20 protein-coding genes are annotated in these 24513 nt (G+C 46.4%); 7 read left to right on the top strand and 13 right to left on the bottom strand.

Features of this window, described 5'->3' with window-relative positions; translation table 11 throughout:
- Positions 1-107: 107 nt before the first annotated feature.
- Positions 108-842, bottom strand: a complete 735-nt coding sequence (locus tag FSB84_RS11590) for a ThuA domain-containing protein (protein ID WP_130541406.1) — start codon at positions 840-842, stop codon at positions 108-110.
- A gap of 146 nt (positions 843-988) precedes the next feature.
- Between FSB84_RS11590 and FSB84_RS11595 the strand changes: the two genes are divergently transcribed.
- The 6 genes from FSB84_RS11595 to FSB84_RS11620 all read left to right on the top strand — a co-directional run bounded on the left by FSB84_RS11595 (position 989) and on the right by FSB84_RS11620 (position 10288).
- Positions 989-1570, top strand: a complete 582-nt coding sequence (locus tag FSB84_RS11595; protein ID WP_130541405.1) for an RNA polymerase sigma factor — start codon at positions 989-991, stop codon at positions 1568-1570.
- A 75-nt stretch (positions 1571-1645) separates the two neighbouring features.
- Positions 1646-2839, top strand: coding sequence for a FecR family protein (locus FSB84_RS11600; RefSeq protein ID WP_130541404.1), 1194 nt, complete (start codon positions 1646-1648; stop codon positions 2837-2839).
- Positions 2840-3070: 231 nt separating this feature from the next.
- Positions 3071-6619, top strand: coding sequence for a SusC/RagA family TonB-linked outer membrane protein (locus FSB84_RS11605; RefSeq protein ID WP_225980052.1), 3549 nt, complete (start codon positions 3071-3073; stop codon positions 6617-6619).
- 12 nt (positions 6620-6631) lie between these two features.
- Complete coding sequence (locus FSB84_RS11610; RefSeq protein ID WP_130541403.1) at positions 6632-8002, top strand: RagB/SusD family nutrient uptake outer membrane protein; 1371 nt, start codon at positions 6632-6634, stop codon at positions 8000-8002.
- Between the two features lie 15 nt (positions 8003-8017).
- Positions 8018-8956, top strand: a complete 939-nt coding sequence (locus FSB84_RS11615; RefSeq protein WP_130541402.1) for a discoidin domain-containing protein — start codon at positions 8018-8020, stop codon at positions 8954-8956.
- 57 nt (positions 8957-9013) lie between these two features.
- The gene (locus FSB84_RS11620) at positions 9014-10288 is read left to right on the top strand and encodes a TlpA disulfide reductase family protein (protein ID WP_225980053.1); all 1275 of its coding nucleotides are present in this window, start codon (positions 9014-9016) and stop codon (positions 10286-10288) included.
- Here FSB84_RS11620 and FSB84_RS11625 read toward each other — a convergent pair.
- Positions 10186-10509, bottom strand: a complete 324-nt coding sequence (locus tag FSB84_RS11625; protein WP_130541400.1) for a hypothetical protein — start codon at positions 10507-10509, stop codon at positions 10186-10188. The genes FSB84_RS11620 and FSB84_RS11625 overlap by 103 nt on opposite strands.
- A gap of 32 nt (positions 10510-10541) precedes the next feature.
- Here FSB84_RS11625 and FSB84_RS11630 point away from each other — a divergent pair, with 32 nt between their 5' ends.
- Positions 10542-10889: a CBS domain-containing protein gene (locus tag FSB84_RS11630; RefSeq protein ID WP_158643858.1), complete on the top strand. Its 348-nt coding sequence runs from the start codon at positions 10542-10544 to the stop codon at positions 10887-10889.
- Positions 10890-10966: 77 nt separating this feature from the next.
- Here the strand turns inward: FSB84_RS11630 and FSB84_RS11635 are convergent, their stop codons facing one another.
- The 11 genes from FSB84_RS11635 to FSB84_RS11685 all read right to left on the bottom strand — a co-directional run bounded on the left by FSB84_RS11635 (position 10967) and on the right by FSB84_RS11685 (position 24332).
- Complete coding sequence (locus FSB84_RS11635) at positions 10967-11893, bottom strand: bestrophin family protein (protein ID WP_130541398.1); 927 nt, start codon at positions 11891-11893, stop codon at positions 10967-10969.
- Complete coding sequence (locus FSB84_RS11640; RefSeq protein ID WP_130541397.1) at positions 11838-12410, bottom strand: universal stress protein; 573 nt, start codon at positions 12408-12410, stop codon at positions 11838-11840. The genes FSB84_RS11635 and FSB84_RS11640 overlap by 56 nt, the downstream gene beginning before the upstream one ends.
- 173 nt (positions 12411-12583) lie before the next feature.
- Positions 12584-13975 (bottom strand): HAMP domain-containing sensor histidine kinase, encoded by a 1392-nt coding sequence (locus tag FSB84_RS11645; RefSeq protein ID WP_158643859.1) that lies wholly within the window; start codon positions 13973-13975, stop codon positions 12584-12586.
- A gap of 17 nt (positions 13976-13992) precedes the next feature.
- Positions 13993-14667 carry a response regulator transcription factor gene (locus FSB84_RS11650; RefSeq protein WP_130541395.1) on the bottom strand — a complete coding sequence of 225 codons (675 nt, stop codon included), beginning with the start codon at positions 14665-14667 and terminating at the stop codon, positions 13993-13995.
- 117 nt (positions 14668-14784) lie between these two features.
- Positions 14785-15078: a hypothetical protein gene (locus FSB84_RS11655; RefSeq protein ID WP_130541394.1), complete on the bottom strand. Its 294-nt coding sequence runs from the start codon at positions 15076-15078 to the stop codon at positions 14785-14787.
- 189 nt (positions 15079-15267) lie between these two features.
- On the bottom strand, positions 15268-15729 hold the full coding sequence (locus FSB84_RS11660; RefSeq protein ID WP_130541393.1) for an Hsp20/alpha crystallin family protein: 462 nt from the start codon (positions 15727-15729) through the stop codon (positions 15268-15270).
- Positions 15730-15763: 34 nt separating this feature from the next.
- Positions 15764-17392: a chaperonin GroEL gene (gene groL, locus FSB84_RS11665; protein ID WP_130541392.1), complete on the bottom strand. Its 1629-nt coding sequence runs from the start codon at positions 17390-17392 to the stop codon at positions 15764-15766.
- A 72-nt stretch (positions 17393-17464) separates the two neighbouring features.
- On the bottom strand, positions 17465-17746 hold the full coding sequence (locus tag FSB84_RS11670) for a co-chaperone GroES (RefSeq protein ID WP_127131260.1): 282 nt from the start codon (positions 17744-17746) through the stop codon (positions 17465-17467).
- 251 nt (positions 17747-17997) lie between these two features.
- Complete coding sequence (locus FSB84_RS11675; RefSeq protein ID WP_207234259.1) at positions 17998-19464, bottom strand: TlpA family protein disulfide reductase; 1467 nt, start codon at positions 19462-19464, stop codon at positions 17998-18000.
- A gap of 17 nt (positions 19465-19481) precedes the next feature.
- Positions 19482-20783: a RagB/SusD family nutrient uptake outer membrane protein gene (locus tag FSB84_RS11680; protein ID WP_130541391.1), complete on the bottom strand. Its 1302-nt coding sequence runs from the start codon at positions 20781-20783 to the stop codon at positions 19482-19484.
- Between the two features lie 18 nt (positions 20784-20801).
- Entirely contained in the window at positions 20802-24332 is a 3531-nt protein-coding gene (locus FSB84_RS11685; RefSeq protein ID WP_158643860.1) for a SusC/RagA family TonB-linked outer membrane protein, read from the bottom strand.
- Positions 24333-24513 lie beyond the last annotated feature (181 nt).

A 24513-nucleotide genomic window follows, 5' to 3' on the forward strand; every position in this document is an offset into this window, starting at 1 on the left:
TCAATGTTTGATGAAACAAAAATCGTATCAGGATATGACAGCCCTATGTCAACAGCAAACCCGTTGCCAGAAAAAAAGTTTTACGGTAAATCGGGAAAGGATAATAATTAGTTTCCTGTTTTCCCCATCGCATATTGAATGCCGCCCAACAGATGCTTCAAAAACTCAGGCTCTGCATAGGATGCCCCGGTATGGCCAAGTGCGGTATACCAGGCACGGCCTCCGTCATAGGCATGGAACCAGCTCATGGGGTGCGGTTCCCCGTTGGTGCCGCCGGTATAGGATTGTTCATCGATGGTGATCAGTACCGATGTTGCCGGATCGATGCTTTTGAAGTTGTACCACTCATCCTTCCTTTTCCATTCAGCAGGAAGATGTTTGGTGGAAAGATGTTCATGGTTGATTACCCGCAGTTTTGCTTCCTGCTGCTCAGGATGGCTGGCGAAATAAGCACCCACCAGTTTTCCATACCAGGGCCAGTCGTACTCCGTATCGGAAGCAGCATGTACACCTGCATAGCCGCCGCCTCCGCGAATATATTCCTCAAAATCCTTTTGTTGTTGTGCATCCAAAACATCACCGGTTGTGTTCAGAAATACTACAGCTGCATATTTTTTCAGATTCTCAATGGTGAAAAGAGATGCGTTCTCTGTTGTGTCTGTTTTGAATCCGTTCGCCCTGCCTAATTCCAGGATCGCCGTTTTCCCCTGGGGAATGGAACTGTGCCGGAACCCGGCCGTTTTCGAGAAAACGAGAATACGGGAAGATTTGTCACGGTCCTTATCACAGGAAAGGCTGATGCATGCGGCAAAAAGAATAATGACTGGTTTGAAATATTTCATGAGGAAATTTTAGAGGATCATCATAATACTATAAATGTATAAAAGCCGTGCCATATCTTTAAATTCCTTTTTACCTTCCTTTGAGTTCACCTTACCTTTATTGTTATTCAGGATTTGTAAAGTTTAAATTGCTGGCTGTTAATTAATTGACAGAAGAACAATCATATGAGCATGAAGAGTTACTGACTCTGGTAGCCAATGGCGATGAATCGGCGTTTCGCGAACTGGTGATGCGCTATTCAGGCCTGCTGTATACTTATATCTATAAACATATCGAATCCAAAGAGGCTTCGGAAGAGCTGGTGCAGGACGTGTTCTTCCAGATATGGCTGACCCGCGAATCACTCCGCGAAGTGCGTAATTTCAGGACATACCTGTATGTAGTGTCCCGCAACCAGGCATTGAATGCCGTCAAAAAAATGATGCGCGATTACCAGCGCCATCAGGAATACCAGCAATGGGAGCAGGTTCCCGAGCCCGAAGAAAATCACCTGAAGCGTGAACTGCAACTATCCATTATCGAGGAGGCCATCGAAAAACTCCCGCCCCAGCAGAAAAAAGCCTGGATATTGAGCAGGAGAGAGAGACTTACGTATCAACAAGTGGCGCAGGAAATGACTATCTCCAAAGAAACGGTGAAGACCTATCTCCAGCATGCCCATCAATTCATCGGGAAATATTTGATGGACCGCATGAGCGCGCTGTTACTCTTGCTTTGGGTAAAATAATTTTCAAAAAAATTTCCTCCCCTTTACCCCCGATCTTTTTGTTTGGTTGTCCGTATAATAAACTGCGCCGTTCCAATGCAAGAAAGGCTGATTTATTTATACGAACGATGGCTGGCCAAAACTGCTTCCGAGCCGGAAAGACAGGAGTTTATGGCCTTGCTGGAAAATGCTGGTCCGGAAAATGGACTGGCCCCTTTGATGAAAGATGCCTGGCAGAAAGCAAAAGAAGAGGAAGGGCTGTTCACTGATGAACAAAAGATCAACCTGGCCAATACAGTAATAGCCAAAGCAGCTAAACCAGCGGAATCAGGCACTCCGGTCCGCAGAATGCAAAGCTTCCCGCGTAAATGGCTCCGGTATGCAGCTGCTGTGGCGCTGCTCCTGGGTGTGGCTTTCGTTTATTACCTGGCAGTTGATAAGCAACCGGCCACAGATCCCAGGAACTTATCTGACAATAACCCTAACAACAACATTCAACCTGGTGGCGATCGCGCTGTACTGACCCTTGCCGATGGCACGGAGATCGTACTCGACAGCGCCAGTAACGGAACACTCGCCAAACAGGGCAATGCCCGTGTGGTGAAACTGGCAAACGGACAAATTGCGTATGACCTTGCAGGTAAGTCTCAAACTGAAATGCTGAACACGATGAGGACGCCTAAAGGTGGGCTGTATCAGCTTACACTGCCCGATGGATCGAGGGTTTGGCTGAACGCTGCCAGCTCCATCACTTTTCCTGTAGCCTTTATCGGAAAAGAACGAAAGGTAAAGATCACAGGTGAAGCCTATTTTGAGGTGGCGCGTAATCAAAGCAAACCCTTTCTGGTTGATATCGATGGTGAATCCCTGGTAGAAGTACTGGGCACCAGTTTCAATATCAATGCTTACAGGGATGATGTTGGCATAAGATCAACATTGATCAGTGGGAGCATAAAAGTTTCATCGGAAAATAAAAAAATGGATCCCGCCATACTCAGGCCCGGGCAAACTTTCATGGATGGAAAAATCGCCAGTCTTGATATTGCCCACGTACTGGCCTGGAAGAATGGCATACTTGATTTTACAGGAAGAAGTCTTCAGTCTATCATGAAAGACATTGAAAGATGGTACGATATCGATGTGGAATACAAAGGAGCAATTCCGGATCTTAAACTAAAAGGAGAAATGGACCGGGGCGTTCGATTGGATGACCTGATACGGATCTTAGAGCAATATGGATTACAGACCCAACTGGAAGGAAGAAAACTGATCATCGCAGAAAAAAAATAACCTTATGTAAAACCCTATACCCACTACCCAAACAAAAACCGGAAGTGCTTGAGACCACTTCCGGAAGGATGTTCAGGGTAACAGTAAAAAAGAAGCCTGATAGGACTGCTTATTACATCACCCAAACCAAACAAAGTTATGAAATTTTGTTCGTCGTTGGCATGCCCTCAGAATGCCAGCTTCCCTCCGGCTTCCAGGCTGAAGAGGGGAATTACCAAAACCCTGTTAGTAATGAAGCTAACTGTATTTCTTCTTACTGCCGCCTTCCTCAATGTTGCGGCCAAAGGTTTGTCTCAGCAAGTCACTTTCACCGGGAAGAATGTTTCGTTGGAAGAGGTGATCGCTGTTGTGAAAAAACAAACGGGTTATTTTTTTCTTTACAAGGAAGATGCACTGGCCAATGCAAAACCAGTAACAGTGAAAGCGAATAATATGCCGCTCACAGAATTCCTGGATATTGTTTTCCGCAACCAGCAATTGAAATATTCGATCAACAGCAAAACGATCAATATCTACCCGTCTCCAATTGATGGCGCACATCTTCTCCCGCCTTCGGAAAAGCCAGCTGGAGAACTGGTGCTTTATCCGCCTCCGGTAAAGATCCAGATCACAGATTCCGCTGGTTTGCCGCTTTCCGGTGCCACCGTTGTGGTACAAAGCAATAAGAGCTCAGGGATGACAGACGCGAAGGGATTTGTGAATCTCACCCTCCAGGCAGGTGATGTATTGCTTGTTTCTTTTGTTGGTTTTGAAACACGAAGGATCACGGTGAACAGTGAGGCCATCAATCGTGGCACACTCTCCATAGTAATGCAGCGCGATGTGGCCGATCTGCATGAGATTGTTGTAGAAGTGAATACAGGCTATCAGCGCATCCGCCCGGAACATAGTACCGGCGCCATTTCCAGGATCAGCACGAAAGAATTTGAGTCGAGGGTCAGTACCAATTTCCTGGATGGACTGGTGAACAGATTGCCCGGACTTATGATCAACAATGATGTGAACTTTGTCAGTGACGGAGGCTCTTCTTCCAGACCTCTGTTCAATATCCGTGGTATTTCCACCATGTCTGCCAACCAGAACCCCTTGATAGTGGTGGATGGCTATCCAACGGAGCTCACGCTGAACATGATCGATCCCAACGAAATCAAATCTGTTACCATACTGAAAGACGCAGCGGCTGCTACGGTATATGGAGTAAGAGCCTCCAACGGTGTGATCGTGATTGAAAGGAAGCAGGCCGCACAAGGTAAGCCCCGCTTCGCTTTTCGCGCAACAGGGGCCATCACGCCGGAAGAGAATTATGGTCGCTACCGATGGGCGGATGATGCATCATCTATCGTTACCAACTACCAGAAAACAACACTGGCAACCAGCGTCAATGCAAACTCATGGGCACAGATGTCTGCTCCAAACACCGGATCCGTAAGACGTTCGAAAGCATTTTACATTTTGGCGCAGCAGGCAGCAAAAATCATTACACCTGAACAGGCTGCGGGCTCTTTCGCCGAAATGGAGAATTACGATAACACTGATGATTATAAAAGATTATTCCTCCGTCCGGCATTCACGCAAACCTACAACTTCAATGTATCCGGAGGTAGCGCCAATGCACTCTATTATATTACTGCAAACTATACAGGCAATAAGCTCTCACAGATCAGGAATGCGAATGACAGGTTACTGCTCTCTGCGAGAAGCACATTGAAGTTCTCCAGAAAGCTATCCCTTGAATTGACCACGGATTACCAGGAGGATAACGTCAATGCATCGCCTGTGCCTGGCATCTCGGAAATTGCGCCTTTTGAACATTTCCAGGATGTGAATGGCAATCCTTCCTTCATCTGGGGACGAAGTATTTCACCTTACCTGAACAATGTGATGCTGTCTCAGGGATTGGCCGATAATCTGTATTATCCATTGGTAGACGTGAACGAGATCAGTAATAAGAACCATACCGTCAATAATAAATTCATAGCCAATTTCAATTATGCCATTGGAGGCGGTTTCGATCTGATGTTTGGAGGGATTTATGAAACCTCACGTTCGGACGCCCGATATTTCGCTACGGAATTGTCTTCCGTGGCAAGGGATTATGTGAACAGTTATGTAACACGCGATGTAGATGGCACGCTCAAATACAATGTTCCCAAGGGCGGATTCCTGCGTGAGCAATCTGCTACAACATCCAGCTACACTGCAAGGGCTCAATTGAACTATAATAAAAAGTTTGGTCAGCATACCTTCAATGGAATAGCAGGAGCGGAACTGAGGAACCTCATCAACAAAAGTAATCTGGGTTCTTATTTCGGTTATAACGATGAAACCCTGCAGCATCAACCAGTTGACCTGTATTCCATCAATACCGGGGCTATCAGGGGGATATTTCAACTGGGCTCACCCTGGGAAAGACAATATAGTAGTTTGTACAATCAGCAGTACACGGAGGACAGATTTATTTCAGGATATTCCAACCTGGTTTATTCGTTCAGGAATATCTATAGCTTATCCGGAAGTATCCGGATAGACCAGTCCAATCTTTTCGGCACCAATCCGAAATATAAGTACAAACCGCTATGGTCGCTGGGAGCGATCTGGAATATAGACAGAGAGGATTTTATGAAGGATGTGGATTGGGTGAAAATGCTCCGTCTGCGCACGGCATATGGCTTCAACGGGAACGTGGCTAAGATGTCGCTGCCCCAGGTGATAGCCGAGGCTGCCATGAATCCATATACTTCGCCCTCCAGCCCTTCCCTTAAGTTGTATTCTTATGCCAACAGCAGCCTGCGATGGGAGCAAACAAACAGCTTCAACGTTGGCGTGGATTATGAGTTCTCGAATAAGATCAGGGGCTCTATCGATTATTACAGGAAGAAAAGTATCGATCTGCTCGCCGATGCTCAGATCGATCCCACAATCGGTACCAGCCCTTCTCTGATCAACAGGGCCACCATCAAGAATAATGGTATCGAGTTTGGGCTGAATGCGGATTGGATCCATACTAAAAATTTCAACTGGAATACTGGAATCGTAGTGGCACGCAATACCAGCATGGTGCTGGATGTTTACCAGAAAACGAATTTCGGACCACAAACCCTTAACTCGGTAGGATACGTGAAAGGCTACCCGGTTGGTGCAATGTTTGCTTACCGGTATGCCGGACTGGATACTGCCGGTTATTCGCTGATCAGAAGTAATAGCGGAAAACTCTATCATACAAATGACAGCAGGCCACAATCACCTGCAACGATCGCCATGAATAGCGACACTGCCGGTGTCTCCTACTATATGGGACCTTCCATTCCAACCATCAATGCAGGCTTGAGCAACCGGATCGATATCGGCAACATGTATATCTTCTGCATGATCAACTACTACGGAGGATTCAAAGTAAGAGTGCCCAGGCCCAACCCTTCAGCATTAAGACCGTTGGAAGGCGCAGGCGATTACTGGAAAGTGAAAGGCGATGAAAACAGAACGGATGTGATGGGACTGGCTGCCTACAGCAGTTTCAACTCCAACAACGCATACAATTACGCAGACAAATACGTGGTGAACGGAGATTATATCACGCTGGCTGATCTTACTGTCTCCTATAGTTTCGACAATCTCAGATTCGTGAAAAAAGCAGGCTTCACTCATTTTGAAGTAAAAGCACAGGCATCGAATATTTTCACGGTTGGCCTGAACGATTATAACTACAGCATGGCTACGCGCAGTTATGAAAAGCCGTTCCTGACGCCAACCTACACGCTTGCCATTTTTACCAACTTCTAAAACTGCAAACAAGTGAAACACTATAAATATATATCGATCCAGTTATTGTTGTTTTGTCTGGTTTTTGCCGGATGTGATAAATATCTGGATATAACGCCGAAAGGGAAAAGACTGCTCAGCACTACCGCAGATTATGATCTGTGGTTGAATGATGAATCGGTTGTATTCGGTCTTTCGCCGGTAAACAACCTGTCGAATTTTTTGGCTGATAATGTAGATATGGTAAATATCGCCCTTCCTCCCGTTCAGGCGCATGAGCTGATCTATACCTGGGCTTCGCAATTTTCCACTGATCTGAATGCATCTCCTGCATTTTGGGGAGAGCATTATTCAAGGATCAATCATTTCAACACAGTACTGGTTGGAATAGATGATGCTATCGGTGGAACGCTTGTTCAAAAGAAAGGACTGAAGGCGGAAGCCTTACTGGGAAGAGCGCTGGAGTATTTTCACCTGGTGAATGAATATGGAAAGCCTTATGATTCCACCACAGCCAGCCAGGACCTTGCAGTACCTTTCGTGACCTCCAACGATGTTACACAAATAGTACCTGCAAGAAGCTCCGTTGCGGAAATACACAAGCATATCATCGATGACCTGAATGCGGCCATTCCCGATCTGTCTGCCGATAACAGCGCCAATCGCTTCAGGGGCTCAAAGGCAAGCGCATACAGCATTTTGGCGAGAGTGTATTTTTATGCCAGGAATTATACGGATGCCCTGAAGAATGCAGAGCTGGCGCTAGAGCATACCAAAGCTGCAATGATAGATTTCAATGGAACGATCCCTGCATCCAATCTGATCAGTGTTCACCCTGATGTGATCTATGGAAGAATGGTGATAGGCAGCAGCATACCTTCGCTGGACTTTATGCGTTCTTTTGCCGGCAATGATCTTCGTGTAAGAAAACTATATTACAGCCTGGATGGCTACACCTTTACACAAAGAGGCGCCACGCAATTCTTCCCTGCATACGTTACTCCTTCATTTACTTATGCCAATACAGGCACTTCAGTACAGGAAATGAAACTGATCATTGCTGAATGTGCCGCACGAAGCAATGACCTGACCACCGCGCTGCAACAACTGGATGAAGTCCGAAAGAACAGGTTTGCAGCTGCCAGCTATGTTCCCTTTCAATCGAACAACCAGGCAGAAATACTGGACGAAGTGTTGACAGAAAGAAGCCATGAGCTTCCCTTCACCGGCCTGCGCTGGCTGGATATGCGCCGCCTTGACAAGGAGAACAGGATAGGAACAGTGCACAGGTACGATGCGCAGGGCAATATCATTGCTACGCTGGAGCCGCACAGCGACAGGTATACGCTGCAGATACCCGTACAGGTATTGACTTATAACCCGGGCATGAAACAGAACCCTTAACACAAACCGACAACAATGCGTAACATTCATATATTCCTTATTTTCACTTTTGTAGTTTGGCTTACAGCCTGCAGCAAAAACAATTCGCCCGCTCACTTGCCTGAAGGCTCTGTGATCTTCCAACAGGCTGCCGGGAAGGATACCATAGAAATGCCTCTTTCGATATTGAAGGATTCTGCCATAGTGGTAGAGTTGAGAGCAATGCTGGCTAACACAGGTTCCGGATCTGATCACTGGGTAAACTTTGCAGTGGACAGCACAAAGATCACAGACTACCGGTCAAGGTTCGGCGAGGGTTCATTGATGCCAACCACCTCTTATTTATTCTATAAGCCAACAGTTCGCATATCCGCAGGCGAAACCCTTTCTGAAATTGCACAGATCAATTTCGGACTGCAAACGAAACTGAAAGAATATACCACCTATGTTGTACCAGTGGTAATTCAATCTGTGGATGGAAAAGTGGAAGGCGTTGCCACCGAACGTGTAGTGTATCTCGTGTTCAAAACTGGAAAACCATTGTTCATCAATAAGGATAGCTGGACCATCGCAGGTGTGTCTTCCGTGTATGCAACATTGGCTGCTGCCAATATCCTGGATAATAATAATCTCTCTACTTACTGGGCCAGCAATATCACCGAATCCATGCCTCAGTGGATCGCGATCAACTTCAACAGAACCATAACTTTCACTGCCGTGAACTATTATATCCCAACGGCTTTGAATTATCCAACACAGGGTGGTTATCCTACTTCCATTCAGATAGAGACGAGTATGGATGGTGCCAGCTGGACTAGCAACGGGATTTTTGCCGGCGCTATCACCAGCAATATGCAAACACTGGAAACGGGTGAAATAACAGCCAGGTACCTGCGCTTTACTTCGCTTGCCTCCGTGAAGTATATTTCGGCATACGATGCCATTTTCATCAGCGGTATTTCGCTGGTGCCTTAACGTGAAAGTTTATTTATTCAAGAACATAACAAAGTGCAAATGATAAAAAAGAGCATTTTGGCAGCCGCGTGCTGCCTGCCTTTGAGCCTGTTGGCGCAAAAAGGTTTTACGATCCGCGGAACGATTGGTAAACTCGACCCTCCCGCAATGGCCTATCTCAGTTATAGCAGCGAAGGAAAGAAAGTGGTTGATTCCACTGTGATCCGGAAAGGTAAATTCACCTTCACGGGTAAGCTGAATTCTCCGGCCCAGGCAGAAATGACCGTTAAACACGATGATCTGCCCAAACCTAAATATTCTTATACGGATTACCTGGCTTTCTATATCGAGAATTCAAACATTTCCATCACTACAAAGGATTCCATTTTTCGCGCTGAAGTCAAAGGTTCTCAAACCAATGAGGATGATAAGAAGCTTCGCACCATGCAAAGGCCTTACAAAAGGTCTGCTGATTCTTTGGTGGCTGTGTACAATAAAATGACACCTGAACAGCGCAACGATAGCTCATGGCGGAAAGCAGCTGGTGATATTATGCGCGTCACACAGATCAGCTATGATAGTGTGAACCGTGTGTTCATGGCTGCTCATCCTAATTCCTATATTACCTTGTTAACCTTCAAACAGGTGGAGCTGGCCTATGATTTCAACCCAGATACCGCAGCTGTGCGCTTTGCACGTTTACCTGCAAGCCAGCGTGAATCCGCTCTGGGCAAACAACTGGCTTCCATCATCGAAACAGGTATGAAAACGAACATAGGAGTGATGGCCATGGATTTTGTGCAAAACGATACAACAGGAAAACCTGTGAAGCTGTCGGATTTTCGTGGGAAGTATGTACTGGTTGATTTCTGGGCATCCTGGTGCAAACCCTGCCGCGCTGAAAACCCTGTAATGCTGGCAGCTTACAATAAATTCAAAGACAAAAACTTTACTATCCTCGGCGTTTCCCTCGATGATGAAAACGGTAGAAGGGCCTGGCTGCATGCAGTGAACCAGGACAAATTGCCCTGGACCCAGGTGTCTGAATTGAAAGGCTTCAAAAGCAAGGCTGCTGAATTGTACGGCATCGAAGCCATCCCTGCCAACTACCTCATCGATCCCAATGGAAAGATCATTGGCAAGAACCTGCGGGGGAAGAACTTGGTAAAAAACTGGGCGAGTTGTTCCCCATGTAGAAATTATGATCTGCAATTCTTCCTTGAAAAGGTTCCGGTATTCCGGAGCCTTTTTCAATCCAGCTTCAATTTCAATATCACCGGTTTCAGCAGCTTCTCCGGATTTGTTAAACTGCCATCGGGTTGTAAACTTCTCAACTGTGCATTGGCGATGTAGTGAAATTCATTATCGATGATCGTTCCTGTTGTGGACGTATTGAAATCCTTCCTGAATGATTGTAGCGTTTTCGCTTTTGTGATCAACCCCTTTTTTACATCATAATTGAATTGTACGATCCTGTCGTCCTGGTTGCCGGAATCCTGAATGGCAATCAATGTTCCCTTGTAGAAATACAAGCCATCGATCCCATTCAGATATGTGATATGCTGGTGGTTCATCTTTGTTTGCCTGCCCGTAGGTACTATTGCCTTTGCTTGCCGCCAGTATTGCACCTGATATCCTCGATAATACAACCGTTAAACAGGTTTTTCTAAAGAACGAGAATTACATACCTGCTGATCCGGAAGCTGCTATCAGTCCCGATGATAATCTGACCAAAGCCATTGAAATGATGGCAAAACATAACCTGGAAATATTGCCGGTGGCAGACTCTCTTAATGGAAAAATCGCAGGATCAATTTCCTTCAGGGATATTCTGTCAGCCTACCGGCTTCAGTTAGATGAGCATGATGAAAAGATCAGTATTTCATTGAAAAGAAGAACACTGAAAATGATCGTGCGTAGCAAGAACAGAGTTTCGGTACTGAAGAAAGATTGATCGTAGTTGCCAGATAAAACAGAAAGCCGGGACCTGCTGCAAGCAACCCGGCTTCTGCTATTCAGGGAAAGAAAGTCCTACATGATATAATACACCTTCTGTTTCTTACCTCCTTCTTCTGCATGAGTCTGCGGCAATTCCTGGTCGCGCAACATTTGTCTGAGATTCTTTTCGATATTCCTCGCAATGGTGGTCATCGGCGTATCTGTTGGCTTGTTCTCAAATGGATCCTGTAAATGGATCGCCATCTTTTCAATCAGTAAGAAACATGCCGATACAGCCATCACTAACGGTATCTCAAAAAATCCGAAATACTCGATCAAACTGAATGGTAATAAACAGATGAACAGCAGCAAAGAAAAGTGAATGTACAAACTGTATGTACTGGGAAACACTGTGTTCTTGATCCTTTCACATTTACCCATTGAATCGCACAGGCGTGTAAGTGTGCGATCGATCTCCACCTGCTGGTAGCGGTTGATCCAACCTTCTTCCTGAGCTTCGCGAAGGTTGCGGCCATGCATTTCCAGCAGGGCTCCGGGCACATGATCGTAGTGTGAAAGGAACTGCAGCTCTTTCACGTTGAGATATGGCTCGAGGCCTGCTGCAGGCGGCTTCTGCCGCAGCGTTTGTCCGAGACTGTAACACCAGGCGATCTGTCTTCTGATCATTCTTTCACGGAATCTTTGTACTTCATCTCCCGGATACAATACATCCGTATAAGTGAGTACCTGTCTTGCGAGCGTCCGTGAATCATTTACGATGGCGCCCCAGATATGTCTTGCCTCCCACCAGCGATCATATGCCTGGTTGCTCCGGAAGCCAAGCAGGAGGGATATCACTGTTCCAAGTATCGCCGGTACAGCAAGCGGGATGCTGATAGGCGTGAAATGCACATACTCATGAAAAATTGCAATGGCTGTTGTGTAAATCAACATGAAGACCAGCTCATTGCGTATCTTCCCGAAGATGTACCGCAGCGGAATATTGTTTTTTAATAGCATAGACTTCTGTTTCTGTTACGTTGTATTCGTTTTCAATAACTGCATTCCTCTCTGGCGAAGTGCTGGCAGGAACTGCCTGCAGCTTCTTTGCCGGCGCGAATGTTTTCAATAACGGGACACCTGCTTTTTTGAACAAGGGAGCAGGATTTACGCTCTGCGGATGTACAGGATTGAATACGAAATGATCCGGAATAACAATGAGATCGATCTCATTGGCATCACAGAAATTATGGAATACGGCGGATGTATTGCCATAAAGATGCCGGAGTAAAATGCTCTGAATGGCTTTGGGATGCTGCTCTTTCAGTCGCTTGCATCCATTGCGGAATGCATCAGTAACGATGTCCCTGTAAGGCAGTTTTCCATTATTGCCTACAATATCGCTGGCATGGAAAGGGATCTCGAAAGCATGGAAAAGAATAATATTCAGGTTCTGGTGTTGCAGGCTCTGAACGGTTTTTTCCACCAGTTCCAGCGATGCCAGTGAGTAATCTGTGGGAATCAATACATTTCTCATTTTGTATACTTTGAATTCATTAATCGGTTATGAATGCAAAGATGAGCTGCAGTGATTAAGGGTATTTAAGACACACTTAAAGGACCTGTAAGAATTCGATTAGAATATGATAAGAGATATTAGATAAAGCTAAGAGCAACGCGTATTCTGCCGGAATCCACTGCCAGCAGGGCTTACACAACGTGGTCGGAATGTGCAGCCATTGGCAGGGTCAATGTTACGATAGTGCCCCTGTTCTCTTCCGAGTGTACATCGATATTGCCGGTGTGAAGGCGTAAGATGGCCTGTGTCAGCGGAAGGCCCACGCCATAACCTTCATAGCTATTCGTATTGGAGGCCCTGAAAAACGGCTCATAAATATGTTTCAGCTCATCCGCGGGGATACCGATGCCTTCATCGGTGATCACCACCAGCACTTTCTTACCGGAGGATTCAACGCTTAATCTTACGATCCTGTTATTGGAGTATTTGCAGGCATTCATGGCTACATTGGTGAGCGCCAGTTTGAGCAGGTTGAGGTTGCCCAGCACAGAGATCCTGTCTTCATCCGCCGGCAAAGCTGTAAAATCCAGTTGCAGCTGATTTTGCGGATCGATCTCATCGATGGATTCTTTCACAGTAAAGGCGAGCTCATCCATTCTCAGCAATTCCCAGTTCTGCTTTTTTCCATCGAATCCTGATTTGGCCAGGTTGAGCAGGCTGCTGGTGAGTTTGTGCAGTCTTCCTGCTTCGCGGGAAATGATCATGAGTGAATTGCGGTATTCATCCTGCGACCTTGCTTTGGAGAGCGCGATATCGGCTTCTCCGATGATGGCGGTGAGCGGCGTGCGCAACTCATGCGAAGCATTGCTCACAAAATTGTTCTGGGTTTCAACGGAGGTTTGTAAACGATCGAGCATCTTGTTGAAAGTGCCGGCAAGTTCCCCGATCTCATCCTTGCCCTGCTGGTCCTCTTTTTCCTCCAGGCGCAGGTGCATATTGTGAGCGCTGATATTGTTAACCTGGCTGATGATCTTCCGTACAGGCTCCAGTGTTTTTCGCGAGAAAAAAAGACTGATGGAGAATACCACTACCACTGAAAAGATAAAAGCGATGGCCTTGGTGCGCAGCAGATTCCTGAGCATATCTTCCCCATGCTTGTTCACGGCGGATTTGATGATCAGGTAACGACCATCTTTGGTATTATTGTACAGAAGTCCCGCATAATACACACCCTTCACATGCTCGAACACCACTCCGCCTTGTTTGTTTTCCACTTCTTTTACAAACGACATATTGAGTGGCAGGTCATGCCGGCGAAGGAGATGCTGGTTAATGCTATCGTATCTGAAAACGTATTCTTTTTCGTGCGGGAGAACTTCCAGGTACTGATCGCGCAGCTCGTTCAGGGCATCTGCGGAGACCTGGTCTTTTTCGAAGAGGATGCGGGAAGATAGCGCTGCTCTCAGTTCCAGCCTTTTCAGGAAATCGTTGAAAGCGAAACGGCTGGTAAAATAATATACACTCATACTGATGGCGAGAATGAGTGCGGCCGTGATGGCCGTGAACAGGAGTGCGGTTTTCATCTGGATCCTCATATCGGCTATCCTTTGATGATATAGCCCATGCCGGTAACAGTATGGATCAGTTTTACAGAACTGTTTTTATCGATCTTCTTTCTCAGGTAGTTCACATACACATCCACCACATTGGTGCCCATGTTGAAATTGATGCTCCATACGTTTTCCAGAAGCTCGATGCGGGAAAGTACTTTTCCTTTATTGCGCAGCATGAATTCGAGCAGGCGGTATTCGGTAGCTGTAAGAGTGATCTCCTGCCCGTTCCGGTGCACGGATTTGGCAGCGGTATTCACTACCAGGTCTCCGGCCTGCAGCAGGTCTGAAGGCTTCACTGCATTGCTGTTCCTCCTGGCGAGATTGCGCAGCCTGGCTTCCAGCTCGGGGAATTTGAAGGGCTTGGTCATATAGTCATCCGCGCCATTGTCGAGACCAGACACGATATTCTCTGTGGAATCCAATGCTGTCAGCATCAGGATGGGAGTGCTGATATCGTTGCGGCGAAGTTTCTTGCAAAGCTCCAGACCGTTGATGCCCGGCAACATGATATCCAGTATAATGATGTCGAAATTATTGTTCAACGCCATATCCAGTCCGATATGTCCGTCAGGAGCCACGGTTACGGAATAACCAGATTCACTCAGTCCTTTGTTGATCATTACAGCAACTGCTGCTTCATCTTCAATTAGCAATGTTCTCACGATAGTTCAATTGTGGGGCAAAAATAGGGGTTGAATTCATAGAAGTTTCTTAATGTATCCGGGATCTCCGGATTGTTGAGGAATTAAAGGGTTGATACGGACGATATTAAAACAATTTTAATGCAACAGGTCCATATTGTTCCATTTGAAGATCTCTTTGGTGATAGTGCGGCAGTTCCCCGAAAGTTCGTCCAGCGTGCAGGAGATCATTTTGATATTGACAGGTAATTCGGATCGTGTTTCCGTTAGTTCCATAAACAATACTTCAGTTCCATCAGCAGCGCTGTTTCCTTTTAGCTTTTTGAAAAGGGCGTAAGCTTTCGGTTGTTTGTTGCCGATATAGAACTTGCCGATCGTTTGCAGCTCTCCTTTTACTTTCAGGTGGATCATAATATAGAAATTCTGTTCCATGGTCAGAAATTATGGATGAAGTGATGATTTCTGGTTCAGCTTCTTCAACAGGAAGATGAGAAGCAGTATCACCAGGCAAATGATGCCGGTAGTAATTGATAGTTCATTGCATGTTAGGTTTGTGCCTGACCGTTTGAAAAATAAAAATAAGGGCAGGTCAGTCCTGCCCTTATTGGCGTGCGAGATCAATTACTGGATGGCGATTGTTCTGGAAACTTTTTTGGACTTTTCATTTTTCGGCAGGGAAAGCCGTAAGATGCCATCTTCGTATTTTGCAGTGATATTACCGGCATCCACTGTGTCGTTCAGCCGGAAGTTCCGGCTGAACGCCTGGTGACGGTATTCCTGCTGGATGTAATTGTCTTTTTTCTCCTTCTTCTCTTCTGTGTTCTGGTAAGATACCGTGATCATGTCGTTACCCGCTTCGATAGTCAGTTTTTCTTTCTGAATGCCGGGTATCACCATCTCGATCTCGTAATTGTTGTCTGACTCGCGGATATTAACGGGGACCTGGCGCTGTTCTTTCAATCCATTGAATCCCCAGAAGGAATCATCGAAGAAGCGCGACAAGTTGTTTTGAAAGATCTGATCCACAACGTTTCCGAAACTTGCCGGTTGATGACCATTTTCTTTTTTAATGATGTTTGCCATAATATCCTCCTTTTTAAGAAAGTGATGAATATGGTTAGTAATCCATGCTGCTCATAGCGGGTGTTGCAACAGCATCTTCTTCTTTTTTAGGCTTATTGCTGATCACGCATTCGGTGGTCAGCAGCATGCCTGCAATGGAAGCTGCATTTTCAATGGCAATACGGGTTACTTTGGCAGGGTCAATCACACCTGCTTCCAGTAATGGCTCGTATTGTTCTGTACGGGCATTGAACCCGTAATCATTTTTTCCCTCACGAACTTTCTGTACTACGATACTGCCCTCCAGCCCGCAGTTCCTTACGATCTGCCGAAGTGGTTCTTCCACTGCCCGCTTCACAATAGCAATACCTGTTTGCTCATCTTCATTGCTGCCTTTGAGGGACTCCAGCACATCGATGGAACGGATATATGTGATACCACCTCCCGGTACGATGCCTTCTTCCACTGCTGCGCGTGTAGCATGCAATGCATCATCCACGCGGTCTTTTTTCTCTTTCATTTCCACTTCAGTAGCCGCGCCTACGTACAATACCGCCACTCCACCAGCCAGTTTTGCCAGTCGTTCCTGAAGCTTCTCCTTATCGTAGTCGGAAGTATTGTTTTCCATTTGTGCCCTGATCTGTTTTACCCTGGCATCGATCTCTTCCCTGTTCCCTTTTCCACCAACGATAGTGGTATTGTCTTTATCGATAGTGACGGATTCTGCGGAACCGAGGAAACTGAGGTCCGCATTTTCCAGTTTGAAACCCTGTTCTTCGCTGATCAGTTTTCCATCGGTAAGCACTGCAATGTCCTGCAGCATTTCCTTTCTCCTGTCTCCGAAGCCGGGAGCCTTCACTGCAGCTACTTTCAGGATACCCCTGAGCTTGTTCACCACCAGGGTTGCCAATGCTTCTCCATCCAGGTCTTCTGCAATGATCAGTAAAGGGCGACCTGACTGTGCAATTTTTTCCAGTACGGGTATCAGGTCCTTCATCACTGATATCTTTTTATCGTACAGCAGCACGAAGGGATTTTCCAGTACGGTCTGCATTTTTTCTGAATTGGTAACGAAATAGGGGGAGATATAGCCCCTGTCGAATTGCATGCCTTTCACAACGTCCACTGTAGTTTCCGTACCGCGTGCTTCCTCCACGGTGATCACGCCTTCCCTTCCAACTTTTTCGAAGGCTTCTGCAATCAATTTCCCAATGGTTTCATCGTTGTTGGCAGAAATAGTGGCTACCTGTGTGATCTTCCTGGCATCAATTCCAACCGGTTGTGATTGTTCCCTGATGGAAGCAACGATAGTGGTCACTGCCTTATCGATACCTTTTTTGATGTCCATAGGATTTGCGCCTGCAGCCACATTTTTCAAGCCTTCCTGTATGATGGCCTGCGCCAGCACGGTGGCTGTTGTTGTTCCATCTCCGGCGATATCAGCGGTTTTGGAGGCCACCTCTTTTACCATTTGAGCCCCCATGTTTTCGATGGGATCTTCGAGCTCTATTTCCTTTGCCACACTTACGCCATCCTTTGTAATAGCGGATGCGCCGAATTTTTTCTCCAGTACAACATTCCTGCCTTTGGGGCCCAGCGTTACCTTCACTGCATTGGCCAGGATGTCTACACCTCTTTTCATTTTTGTTCTTGCATCTGTATCAAAGAAAAGTTGCTTTGCCATAGTTGTAAGCTTTTTACTAAATGGAAAGAAATTATAATTGAACAATAAGAAAATGGATTATGATATTGGCTGCTAGAGCACAGCAAAGATGTCTGACTCACGCATGATCAACAGGTTCTCCCCGTTCACCTGTATCTCTGTGCCGGCATACTTTCCGTATAAAACGGTGTCGCCGGACCTGACCGTAACGGGCTCGTCCTTTTTACCAGGACCTGCCGCAACCACGGTGCCGCGCTGAGGTTTTTCCTTTGCTGTGTCTGGGATGATGATGCCTCCGGCTGTTTTGTCTTCTCCCGGAGCGGGTTTCACAATAACCCTGTCGTGAAGTGGTGTGAACTTGAAATTGTTTGCCATAGTTTTATGATTTTGAATAATGAAACACAAATTCATAAAAGATGAATAACAATCATTGACGTTTGTATTCAAAATGGCGATTTTCAATTTGTATGCCAGCGCAGGTTTCATGTCATTTTTTACCAGGTATTTGAAAAAATGACATTGTTTAATTTGTCAGAATTTCAGCATTCCTTTTACCCCGAAAAAAAGCCCCCGGTATCCGGAGGCAATTCTTTTTCACAGGTGAACGGATCACTATAGATGTTTAGTTACAGCGCTAAGTATTTGTCCAGTTCCTCACTGAGCTTTTTGTTGGAGGGCCGCATGGCATTGGCTGAAATGATCTTTCCTTCTTTATCGATCATGATAAAACGAGGAATGGCGGCGATATTGAATTCCTGGATGAAGGTGGAATTGAAAGCATTGTCCGCCATCAGTTGCACGCCTTTGAGATTGTTGTCGGTTACATATGCGATCCATTTATCCGTGTCTTTGAGCTCGTCCACTGAAATGCTCACAAAGCTGATCGGCTTACCATGGTAGTTAGCTTCCACTTTCTTGAGGTGTGGTATCTCTGCTTTGCAGGGGCCGCACCAGGTTGCCCAAACATCGATGTACACGATATTGCCACGCAGGCTGGCGAGCGATATTTTTTCACCGGACACCGTCCTGAAATTAAAATCCGGCGCTGGCGCTCCTTTTGTGAATTTCTTTATTTTGGCGTAGATCCCGTTGACGATGGAGCTATAGTTGTTGTTGCGGGCAATAGCGCTGTAAGCAGCATAAATACTGTCTGCTTCAGCAAGGTCTTCAGACATTTTCAATGCAATGGAAGCAATATCATATTGCCAGTATTCCCTGATGAACGCATTACTGATCTCATTGCCCACCACCTTGCTCTGGATGGCTTCGGACTTAGCGCCCTTGTTGAAATCATCCCGGTACTTTGGCTTATAGATCAGAGCCCCTATCTCCTGGTCCATCCACCTCCTGTAAATGGCCGATGCTTTGAAAAGCGCCTCATCATTCATAGAGGTACCGAGATGATTGATGGAGTCGATTGCATCCCTTTCTGCCCTTGTGAGTTTCTTTACCTCCATTTCATTCCTGGCTGAGTCGAGTTTTGCCCTGTCGAAATTGCCGGCCATTTTTTGCATCAGTGCAAAAAAATTGTCACGTTTTTTCATGTCCACACCGTATACGTAAGTATAATCCCGGACGATATTCCTGGCTGCATAATCGATATCACCCCTGCGATGAGCAGCGAATGCAGGGTCTTTGATTTTTGTTTTGCTGATCAGGAGATATTGCTGCTGTTTCCAGTTTTCCATTTTTTTCTGGAAATCAGGAAAAGACACCATGTTCATTTTTCCTTCTTTCACTTCTTCACTCAACTGTCTGATATTGTTGTTCAGGGTTACGATAAGATTGTTCTCGATGTTTCCCTTTCCACGGAAAAGGATTTTATCTTTCTCTTTCGTAATGTTCAGGTCGAAGCCGGGAGCAAGGTATACGGCACCAACGCCACTGAGACTGTAGTATCCTTTTTCAATATCGCTGAAACTTTGACTGAATTTTCCGGAGCTGTCTGCCTGGACTGTCCATTTTTGTTCATTCAGATTGCTTAGCTCCAGTGATTTGCCGGCAGCTGATGCCAGTGTTCCACTTAGTTTGATGGGCTGTGCAAGGAGGCTGCTGCAATAAAGCACCGAGCCAATAAGAAGTATTCTTTTCATAATTCGCGTTAAAGATTTTATCGTTCGTTCAAAGGCATGTCGGGATTGAAATTGATCACGGCCTGCGGGATTTGTAAAGTATATTTTTTGCTGTCCGGAGTAAGTGTATAGATATCAGTACCAAGATTTCGTATAACGGTAGGTGTTTTACCTTCCCTGGCCAGTCTTCGACTGTCGAACCAGCGGATCGGGCTGGCGATCAGCTCCCTTCTTCTTTCATTCAGTACCCAGTTGAGCACTTCAGCTGCATCGGTGGAATGGAGGTCAACATGATTCCTGTCGCGTTTTGCATTGATGCTGTTGATGATGCCTAGTGCTGAATTGAGATCGGGTGAAGGTTTGCGCACCAGGGCTTCTGCCTTGGTGAGCATGGTTTCAGGAACGGAGATGCCAAAATTGGTTTGCCTGATCCTCAGCCCGCTTGTTTTGGAGGCCAGTAGTCTTTCCCGGTTATCTGTAGTGCTGAACAAAGCGGCTGCACTGGCAGTGAGCTTTGTTCTCAGTACATGGGTGAGCTCGTAATTGCTTCGGAGATAAAGGTTCTCAGGATTGGACAACAGGTCAGGTGCAGTAGCGTTGGCCGCCGAAATATCAAGCAGATCACTTTTCAATGCGAGCGCAGCATCTGCATTTTCAATGGTGTTATCGTAGTCCTGCATGTGCAGGTAGATCCTGGCCAGTGACGCGTATGCAGCTGCTTTACTGCCACGGTAAGGAACGGGATGCAGATCGGAAAGGTTGGGCAGTGCATCACGGATGTCTTTGATCATTTTTTCATAGCTATCTTTCACGGTAGACCTGGATGGCGTTTTCGCATACATATCAGCGGAAGTAACATACGGGATGCCCGGATCTGATGCCGCAGTGGCGGGATCATAGGGCTTCGCATATAACTGGGCAATGCAGAAATGCGCGTAAGCCCTTGCCAGCAATCCTTCTGCTTTCAGTTTTTCTTTTTCAAGTTGTGATCCTCCTCTGGAGTCCATCACTTCATTGATCACGAGATTGGCATAATAAACAGTTTTGTAAGGCATGGACCAGAGTGTGGGATCTTCATTCACATAAGGCTGGTCCTGCCAGGTGTACAATCTTGCTGTAATGCCGTTGGGGGTACGGGTAGGCAGATATTCGAAATTGTCGCTCAGCTGGATCAGCGGCCAGCCGAAATAACCATTCACGTCATCTGCATTCAGGAGTTGATCATAATCCGGAGTAGCGCTAACAGTAACCACGCCGGGCTGATCCACTTCCAGGAATTTTTTCTCACAGCTTGTGATGAATAAGACGGATGATAATATGATGGGGATGATCTTGTTCATGTTAATGATGATTGTGCATTAAAAATTAGCCAGTACGCCGAAGGTATAAGTGGGAGTGATGGGCAGGGTTCTCTCACCGCTTTCCATCAAATGGGCCTCAGGATCGATCCCATTTTTATTCTTTACCCATTTCCATGCGTTCCTCACCTGGAAGTTGAGTTTGATACTGTTCACAGGCCAGGCGCCCAGCATTCTTTTATCGAAGAGATAGGCAACGGCCACTTCGCGCAGCTTTATGAATGCGGCGGAAGCGAATTTCTGATCGCTCCAGTTATACTGGTTGCTTTGCATTACGCTTTTCCGGGGGATCTGTGTATGCTGCTCATCTCCCGGCTTTTGCCACCTGGAGGCAGCTACCCGGGATATATTCGTATAGCCTTCTCCGTTAAAACTGTTGGAGAAATAAAACTCATCCAGCATATCGGTAGCCATAAAATGACCACCATTGGCGATGAAGAGGAAAGAGAGGTCCCAGTTGCCATACTGCAAAATATTCGTAAGTCCTGCCGTGTATTTGGGAACGATGGAGCCGATCACCACCAGGTCTTCATATTTAAGATTGGAGTATTGTGCCGCGGGGATTTTCACACGCTTTCCATCTGCCTGTACATCCCACATCAGACCAGCGCCTGTTTCATCCACACCTGCCCATTGATAAGCGAAAAATGTACGGGAGGGAAATCCGGTGAAATTCCTCGGGAATCCAGCCAGGCTGCCATTGTTGAGATTCGTATATCCCACCTTGTTAGTATTGAGGCCGAGATTCACTGTTGTCTGCCAGCGGAATTTACTGTTGTTGATATTGATGGTGTTCAGCCTCAGCTCAACGCCTTTGTTGGTGATATCGGATGTGTTCAGGTTGATCAGGTAGAAGCCTGTACGGGTGGGATCCCAGGTCTGTGATGCCAGCAGGTCTGTGGTTTTCTTATGATAGAAATCCACGGAACCGCTGATCCTGTTGGAAAGAAAACTGAAATCCAATGCCAGGTTATGCGTGAAAGTAGGCTCCCATCGCAGTTCCCTGTTGGCAGGTGAATTGATGTTGAGATGGGTATTGTTGAGATTGAAACTGCTCCATGCCTGCGCGATAGTCCTGAGTGATGACGAAGTAAGATCAGGTACGTTACCTGTAAGGCCCGCAGTATATCTCAATTGCAGCAGGTTCATCCAGGAAGGGGCTTTGATGAAACTCTCGCGCAGCAGGTCCCATTTCAATCCGGCAGAAGCCAGTATCTGTTTGTTCAATCCCGCCGAACGATCGAAGCGGCTGCTCTTGTTGATGCGCGCACTGGTGCTGAAAGTGTATTTCCCTTTGTAAGCATAGGAGCCTGCAAAATAATAGAAGATATAACGATCATCCAGTGTGCTTTTCTTGAAATAGTTCTCGTACTCAAATTTACTGAACAGTGTGCTGACAGGATTCTCCACGCCAACAGTTGTGATATACCTGAAGTCAACAGGGAAGTTTAGATTATTGGATGGGTCGTATCCGAAACGGGAGTCCATCGAATTATCGAAAAGTGATTTTTGTCTTTCAAGCCCGAGCGTCATGTCCACCCTGTGATCATGATTGAAAGTATGGTTCAGGTCCAGCTGGGCGCGCACATAAAAATTCCTGGTGGTGTTCCTTGTTTCAGAAAGTATACCGCCTTTGGGAATGTTGAAAACCGGCAAGGTTCCATCCAGCGTTGCATAGCTGGCAACAAGATTTCTCGCTTCGAATGAGTTTGCATTGTAGATATCCTTTTTCAGCTCATCGATATTCTCTGATTTATAGCTCACGCTGAGCGCGATGCTGTTGTTGAATTTATAGCTGAGCGTGGATTGAAGACGAAGATTATTGGTCTTGTTGTTGAAATCATAATCAGTCAGGTTATCGAGCGGGGCATAGGTGAGTGAAGGAAAACCGGCGTCCACAAATTGCCTGCTGAGATCATCATTCCATCTGTAGGGGATTTGCCTGGGGCTGCCATCCGGGTTGCGCAATCTTTCATAAGGAAGGATCTTGACAGAACCCGGAACAACAGAGTTGGAACTGCCGCCGAATCTTTTCAGGGCAGACACGTCCTGGTCGTTCACGCTATAGTTGGCATTGATGGCGAGCGTGAGCTTGCTGGTAAGTTTGATATCACTGTTGAAGTTCACATTGGTCTTCCGGAATTCATCACCCTTGTAAAGATTGGTACCTTTTACATAGCCGAAGGAAGCATAGTAGCTGAAACGGTCTGTGGGCGCGGCGCTGATGCTGACCGTATTGTCTGTGGAATAATAATTGTTGAAGAATTCCCTGCCTGCTTCTTTGAGGTTATCGTAAGAACCGATCTCCTTCAATCTTCTGTCTCTTTCTTCAGCTGTTATCTTTCCTTCTTCAAAATCGAACAAGGTAGCGTATACTGGTGTGTAGGCGTCGCGTGAATAGCTGTAATCGTCCCTGGCCGGAAGATTGTTCGGGAATGCGTAGAAATCTTCTTTTTCGAATTCCACCATTTCTGCGGGGCTCAGCATGTTGAGGTAACTGAGTTTGGGCCTCGGGTTGATATTGAAGGAAGAACGGAAAGTGACTTTTGGCGAAAGTGTTTTTCCTTTTTTTGTATTGATCACGATCACACCATTGGTGGCTTTCACGCCCCAGATGGCGGCTGCGGCCGCATCACGGAGCAGGGTAATGGTTTCAACATCGTTCGGATTGATGGTAGACAGGCTGCCTTCGATGGGGAATCCGTCTACAACGATCAATGGTTGTTGATTGCCGAAGGTAGAAACGCCGCGCATCAGGATGCTGGGATCATCTTCCCCTTCAATACCATTGGCGCTTCTGGAGATCAGCAATCCCGGCGCCATGCCTTCGATCAGGTTGATGAGATCCGGAGAGGTCCGGCGTTCCAGGTCTTTTGCAGTGATCACGGAATAGGAGCCGGTTGCCCGTTCTTTCGGTATTTTCTGGTAACCTGTGTTCACGGAAACGGTTACATCTCCCAGTGAGGATACTTTGGTTTTCACTACTATCAGGATATTGTTCTTCCCGTTCACTTTTACTTCCTGTGTTTCAAAATTCACGCTGGATACTATCAGAACGGCTTGCTCGTTCACTCCTTCCAGTGTGAACTCGCCTTTGCCGTTGGTGGCTGTTCCTTTGTCTGTGCCTTTCACCGTCACCGTTACACCACTGGCGGGTTCGCCGCTTTCCGTAGTGATCCGGCCCCGGACTTCGATAGTAGGTGGGTAGATCTGAAATACAGGCGGCGTGATCCTCTTTGCAGAGATCACGATGGTCTTTTTCTGAATGGAATAATCGAATAATTGTTCCTTCAGTACATTGTCCAGGAACGCCAGCAAAGGCATCTTATCCGCCTGAATGCTTACCGGAGCAGCTTTCCGGAGGATGGCTCCGTCATAGAAAACTACAAAACCCGTTTGTTTTTCAATGGCGGTAAACACTTCCTTCAGGGATGCTTTCTTCCCTGAAAAAGTGATGGTCTGGGAATTACTTTTGGCGCTGATATGCAAACAGAGCCCCAGTAATAGAATGCCGACAAATGTGAGCCGCATAAGCAGTTGTTTTTTCGCAGAGGTTAGGAAACGGGTGTTGTCACGCCCTTTCCGGAGAGCATTTAATTGCATAAATTCGCAACAGTTTTGGGTTTGATAATAATTAATAGTCAGCAACGGCTATCTTGATTTGACTACCCGAAATATTGCCGGGCCCGATCGCGACTCGGGTTCCGGTTTT

Origin of the sequence: Pseudobacter ginsenosidimutans (assembly GCF_007970185.1) — a bacterium.
In the GTDB taxonomy this organism is placed as follows: Bacteria; Bacteroidota; Bacteroidia; order Chitinophagales; family Chitinophagaceae; genus Pseudobacter; species Pseudobacter ginsenosidimutans.

Bases quoted from the DNA above. Each gene is read 5' to 3' on its own strand.
- FSB84_RS11590 (WP_130541406.1), bottom strand. From the start codon at position 842: ATGAAATATTTCAAACCAGTCATTATTCTTTTTGCCGCATGCATCAGC.
- FSB84_RS11600 (WP_130541404.1), top strand. From the start codon at position 1,646: ATGCAAGAAAGGCTGATTTATTTATACGAACGATGGCTGGCCAAAACT.
- FSB84_RS11605 (WP_225980052.1), top strand. From the start codon at position 3,071: ATGAAGCTAACTGTATTTCTTCTTACTGCCGCCTTCCTCAATGTTGCG.
- FSB84_RS11615 (WP_130541402.1), top strand. From the start codon at position 8,018: ATGCGTAACATTCATATATTCCTTATTTTCACTTTTGTAGTTTGGCTT.
- FSB84_RS11625 (WP_130541400.1), bottom strand. From the start codon at position 10,509: ATGAACCACCAGCATATCACATATCTGAATGGGATCGATGGCTTGTAT.
- FSB84_RS11635 (WP_130541398.1), bottom strand. From the start codon at position 11,893: ATGCTATTAAAAAACAATATTCCGCTGCGGTACATCTTCGGGAAGATA.
- FSB84_RS11640 (WP_130541397.1), bottom strand. From the start codon at position 12,410: ATGAGAAATGTATTGATTCCCACAGATTACTCACTGGCATCGCTGGAA.
- FSB84_RS11645 (WP_158643859.1), bottom strand. From the start codon at position 13,975: ATGAAAACCGCACTCCTGTTCACGGCCATCACGGCCGCACTCATTCTC.
- FSB84_RS11655 (WP_130541394.1), bottom strand. From the start codon at position 15,078: ATGGAACAGAATTTCTATATTATGATCCACCTGAAAGTAAAAGGAGAG.
- FSB84_RS11660 (WP_130541393.1), bottom strand. From the start codon at position 15,729: ATGGCAAACATCATTAAAAAAGAAAATGGTCATCAACCGGCAAGTTTC.
- groL (WP_130541392.1), bottom strand. From the start codon at position 17,392: ATGGCAAAGCAACTTTTCTTTGATACAGATGCAAGAACAAAAATGAAA.
- FSB84_RS11670 (WP_127131260.1), bottom strand. From the start codon at position 17,746: ATGGCAAACAATTTCAAGTTCACACCACTTCACGACAGGGTTATTGTG.
- FSB84_RS11675 (WP_207234259.1), bottom strand. From the start codon at position 19,464: ATGAAAAGAATACTTCTTATTGGCTCGGTGCTTTATTGCAGCAGCCTC.
- FSB84_RS11680 (WP_130541391.1), bottom strand. From the start codon at position 20,783: ATGAACAAGATCATCCCCATCATATTATCATCCGTCTTATTCATCACA.
- FSB84_RS11685 (WP_158643860.1), bottom strand. From the start codon at position 24,332: ATGCGGCTCACATTTGTCGGCATTCTATTACTGGGGCTCTGTTTGCAT.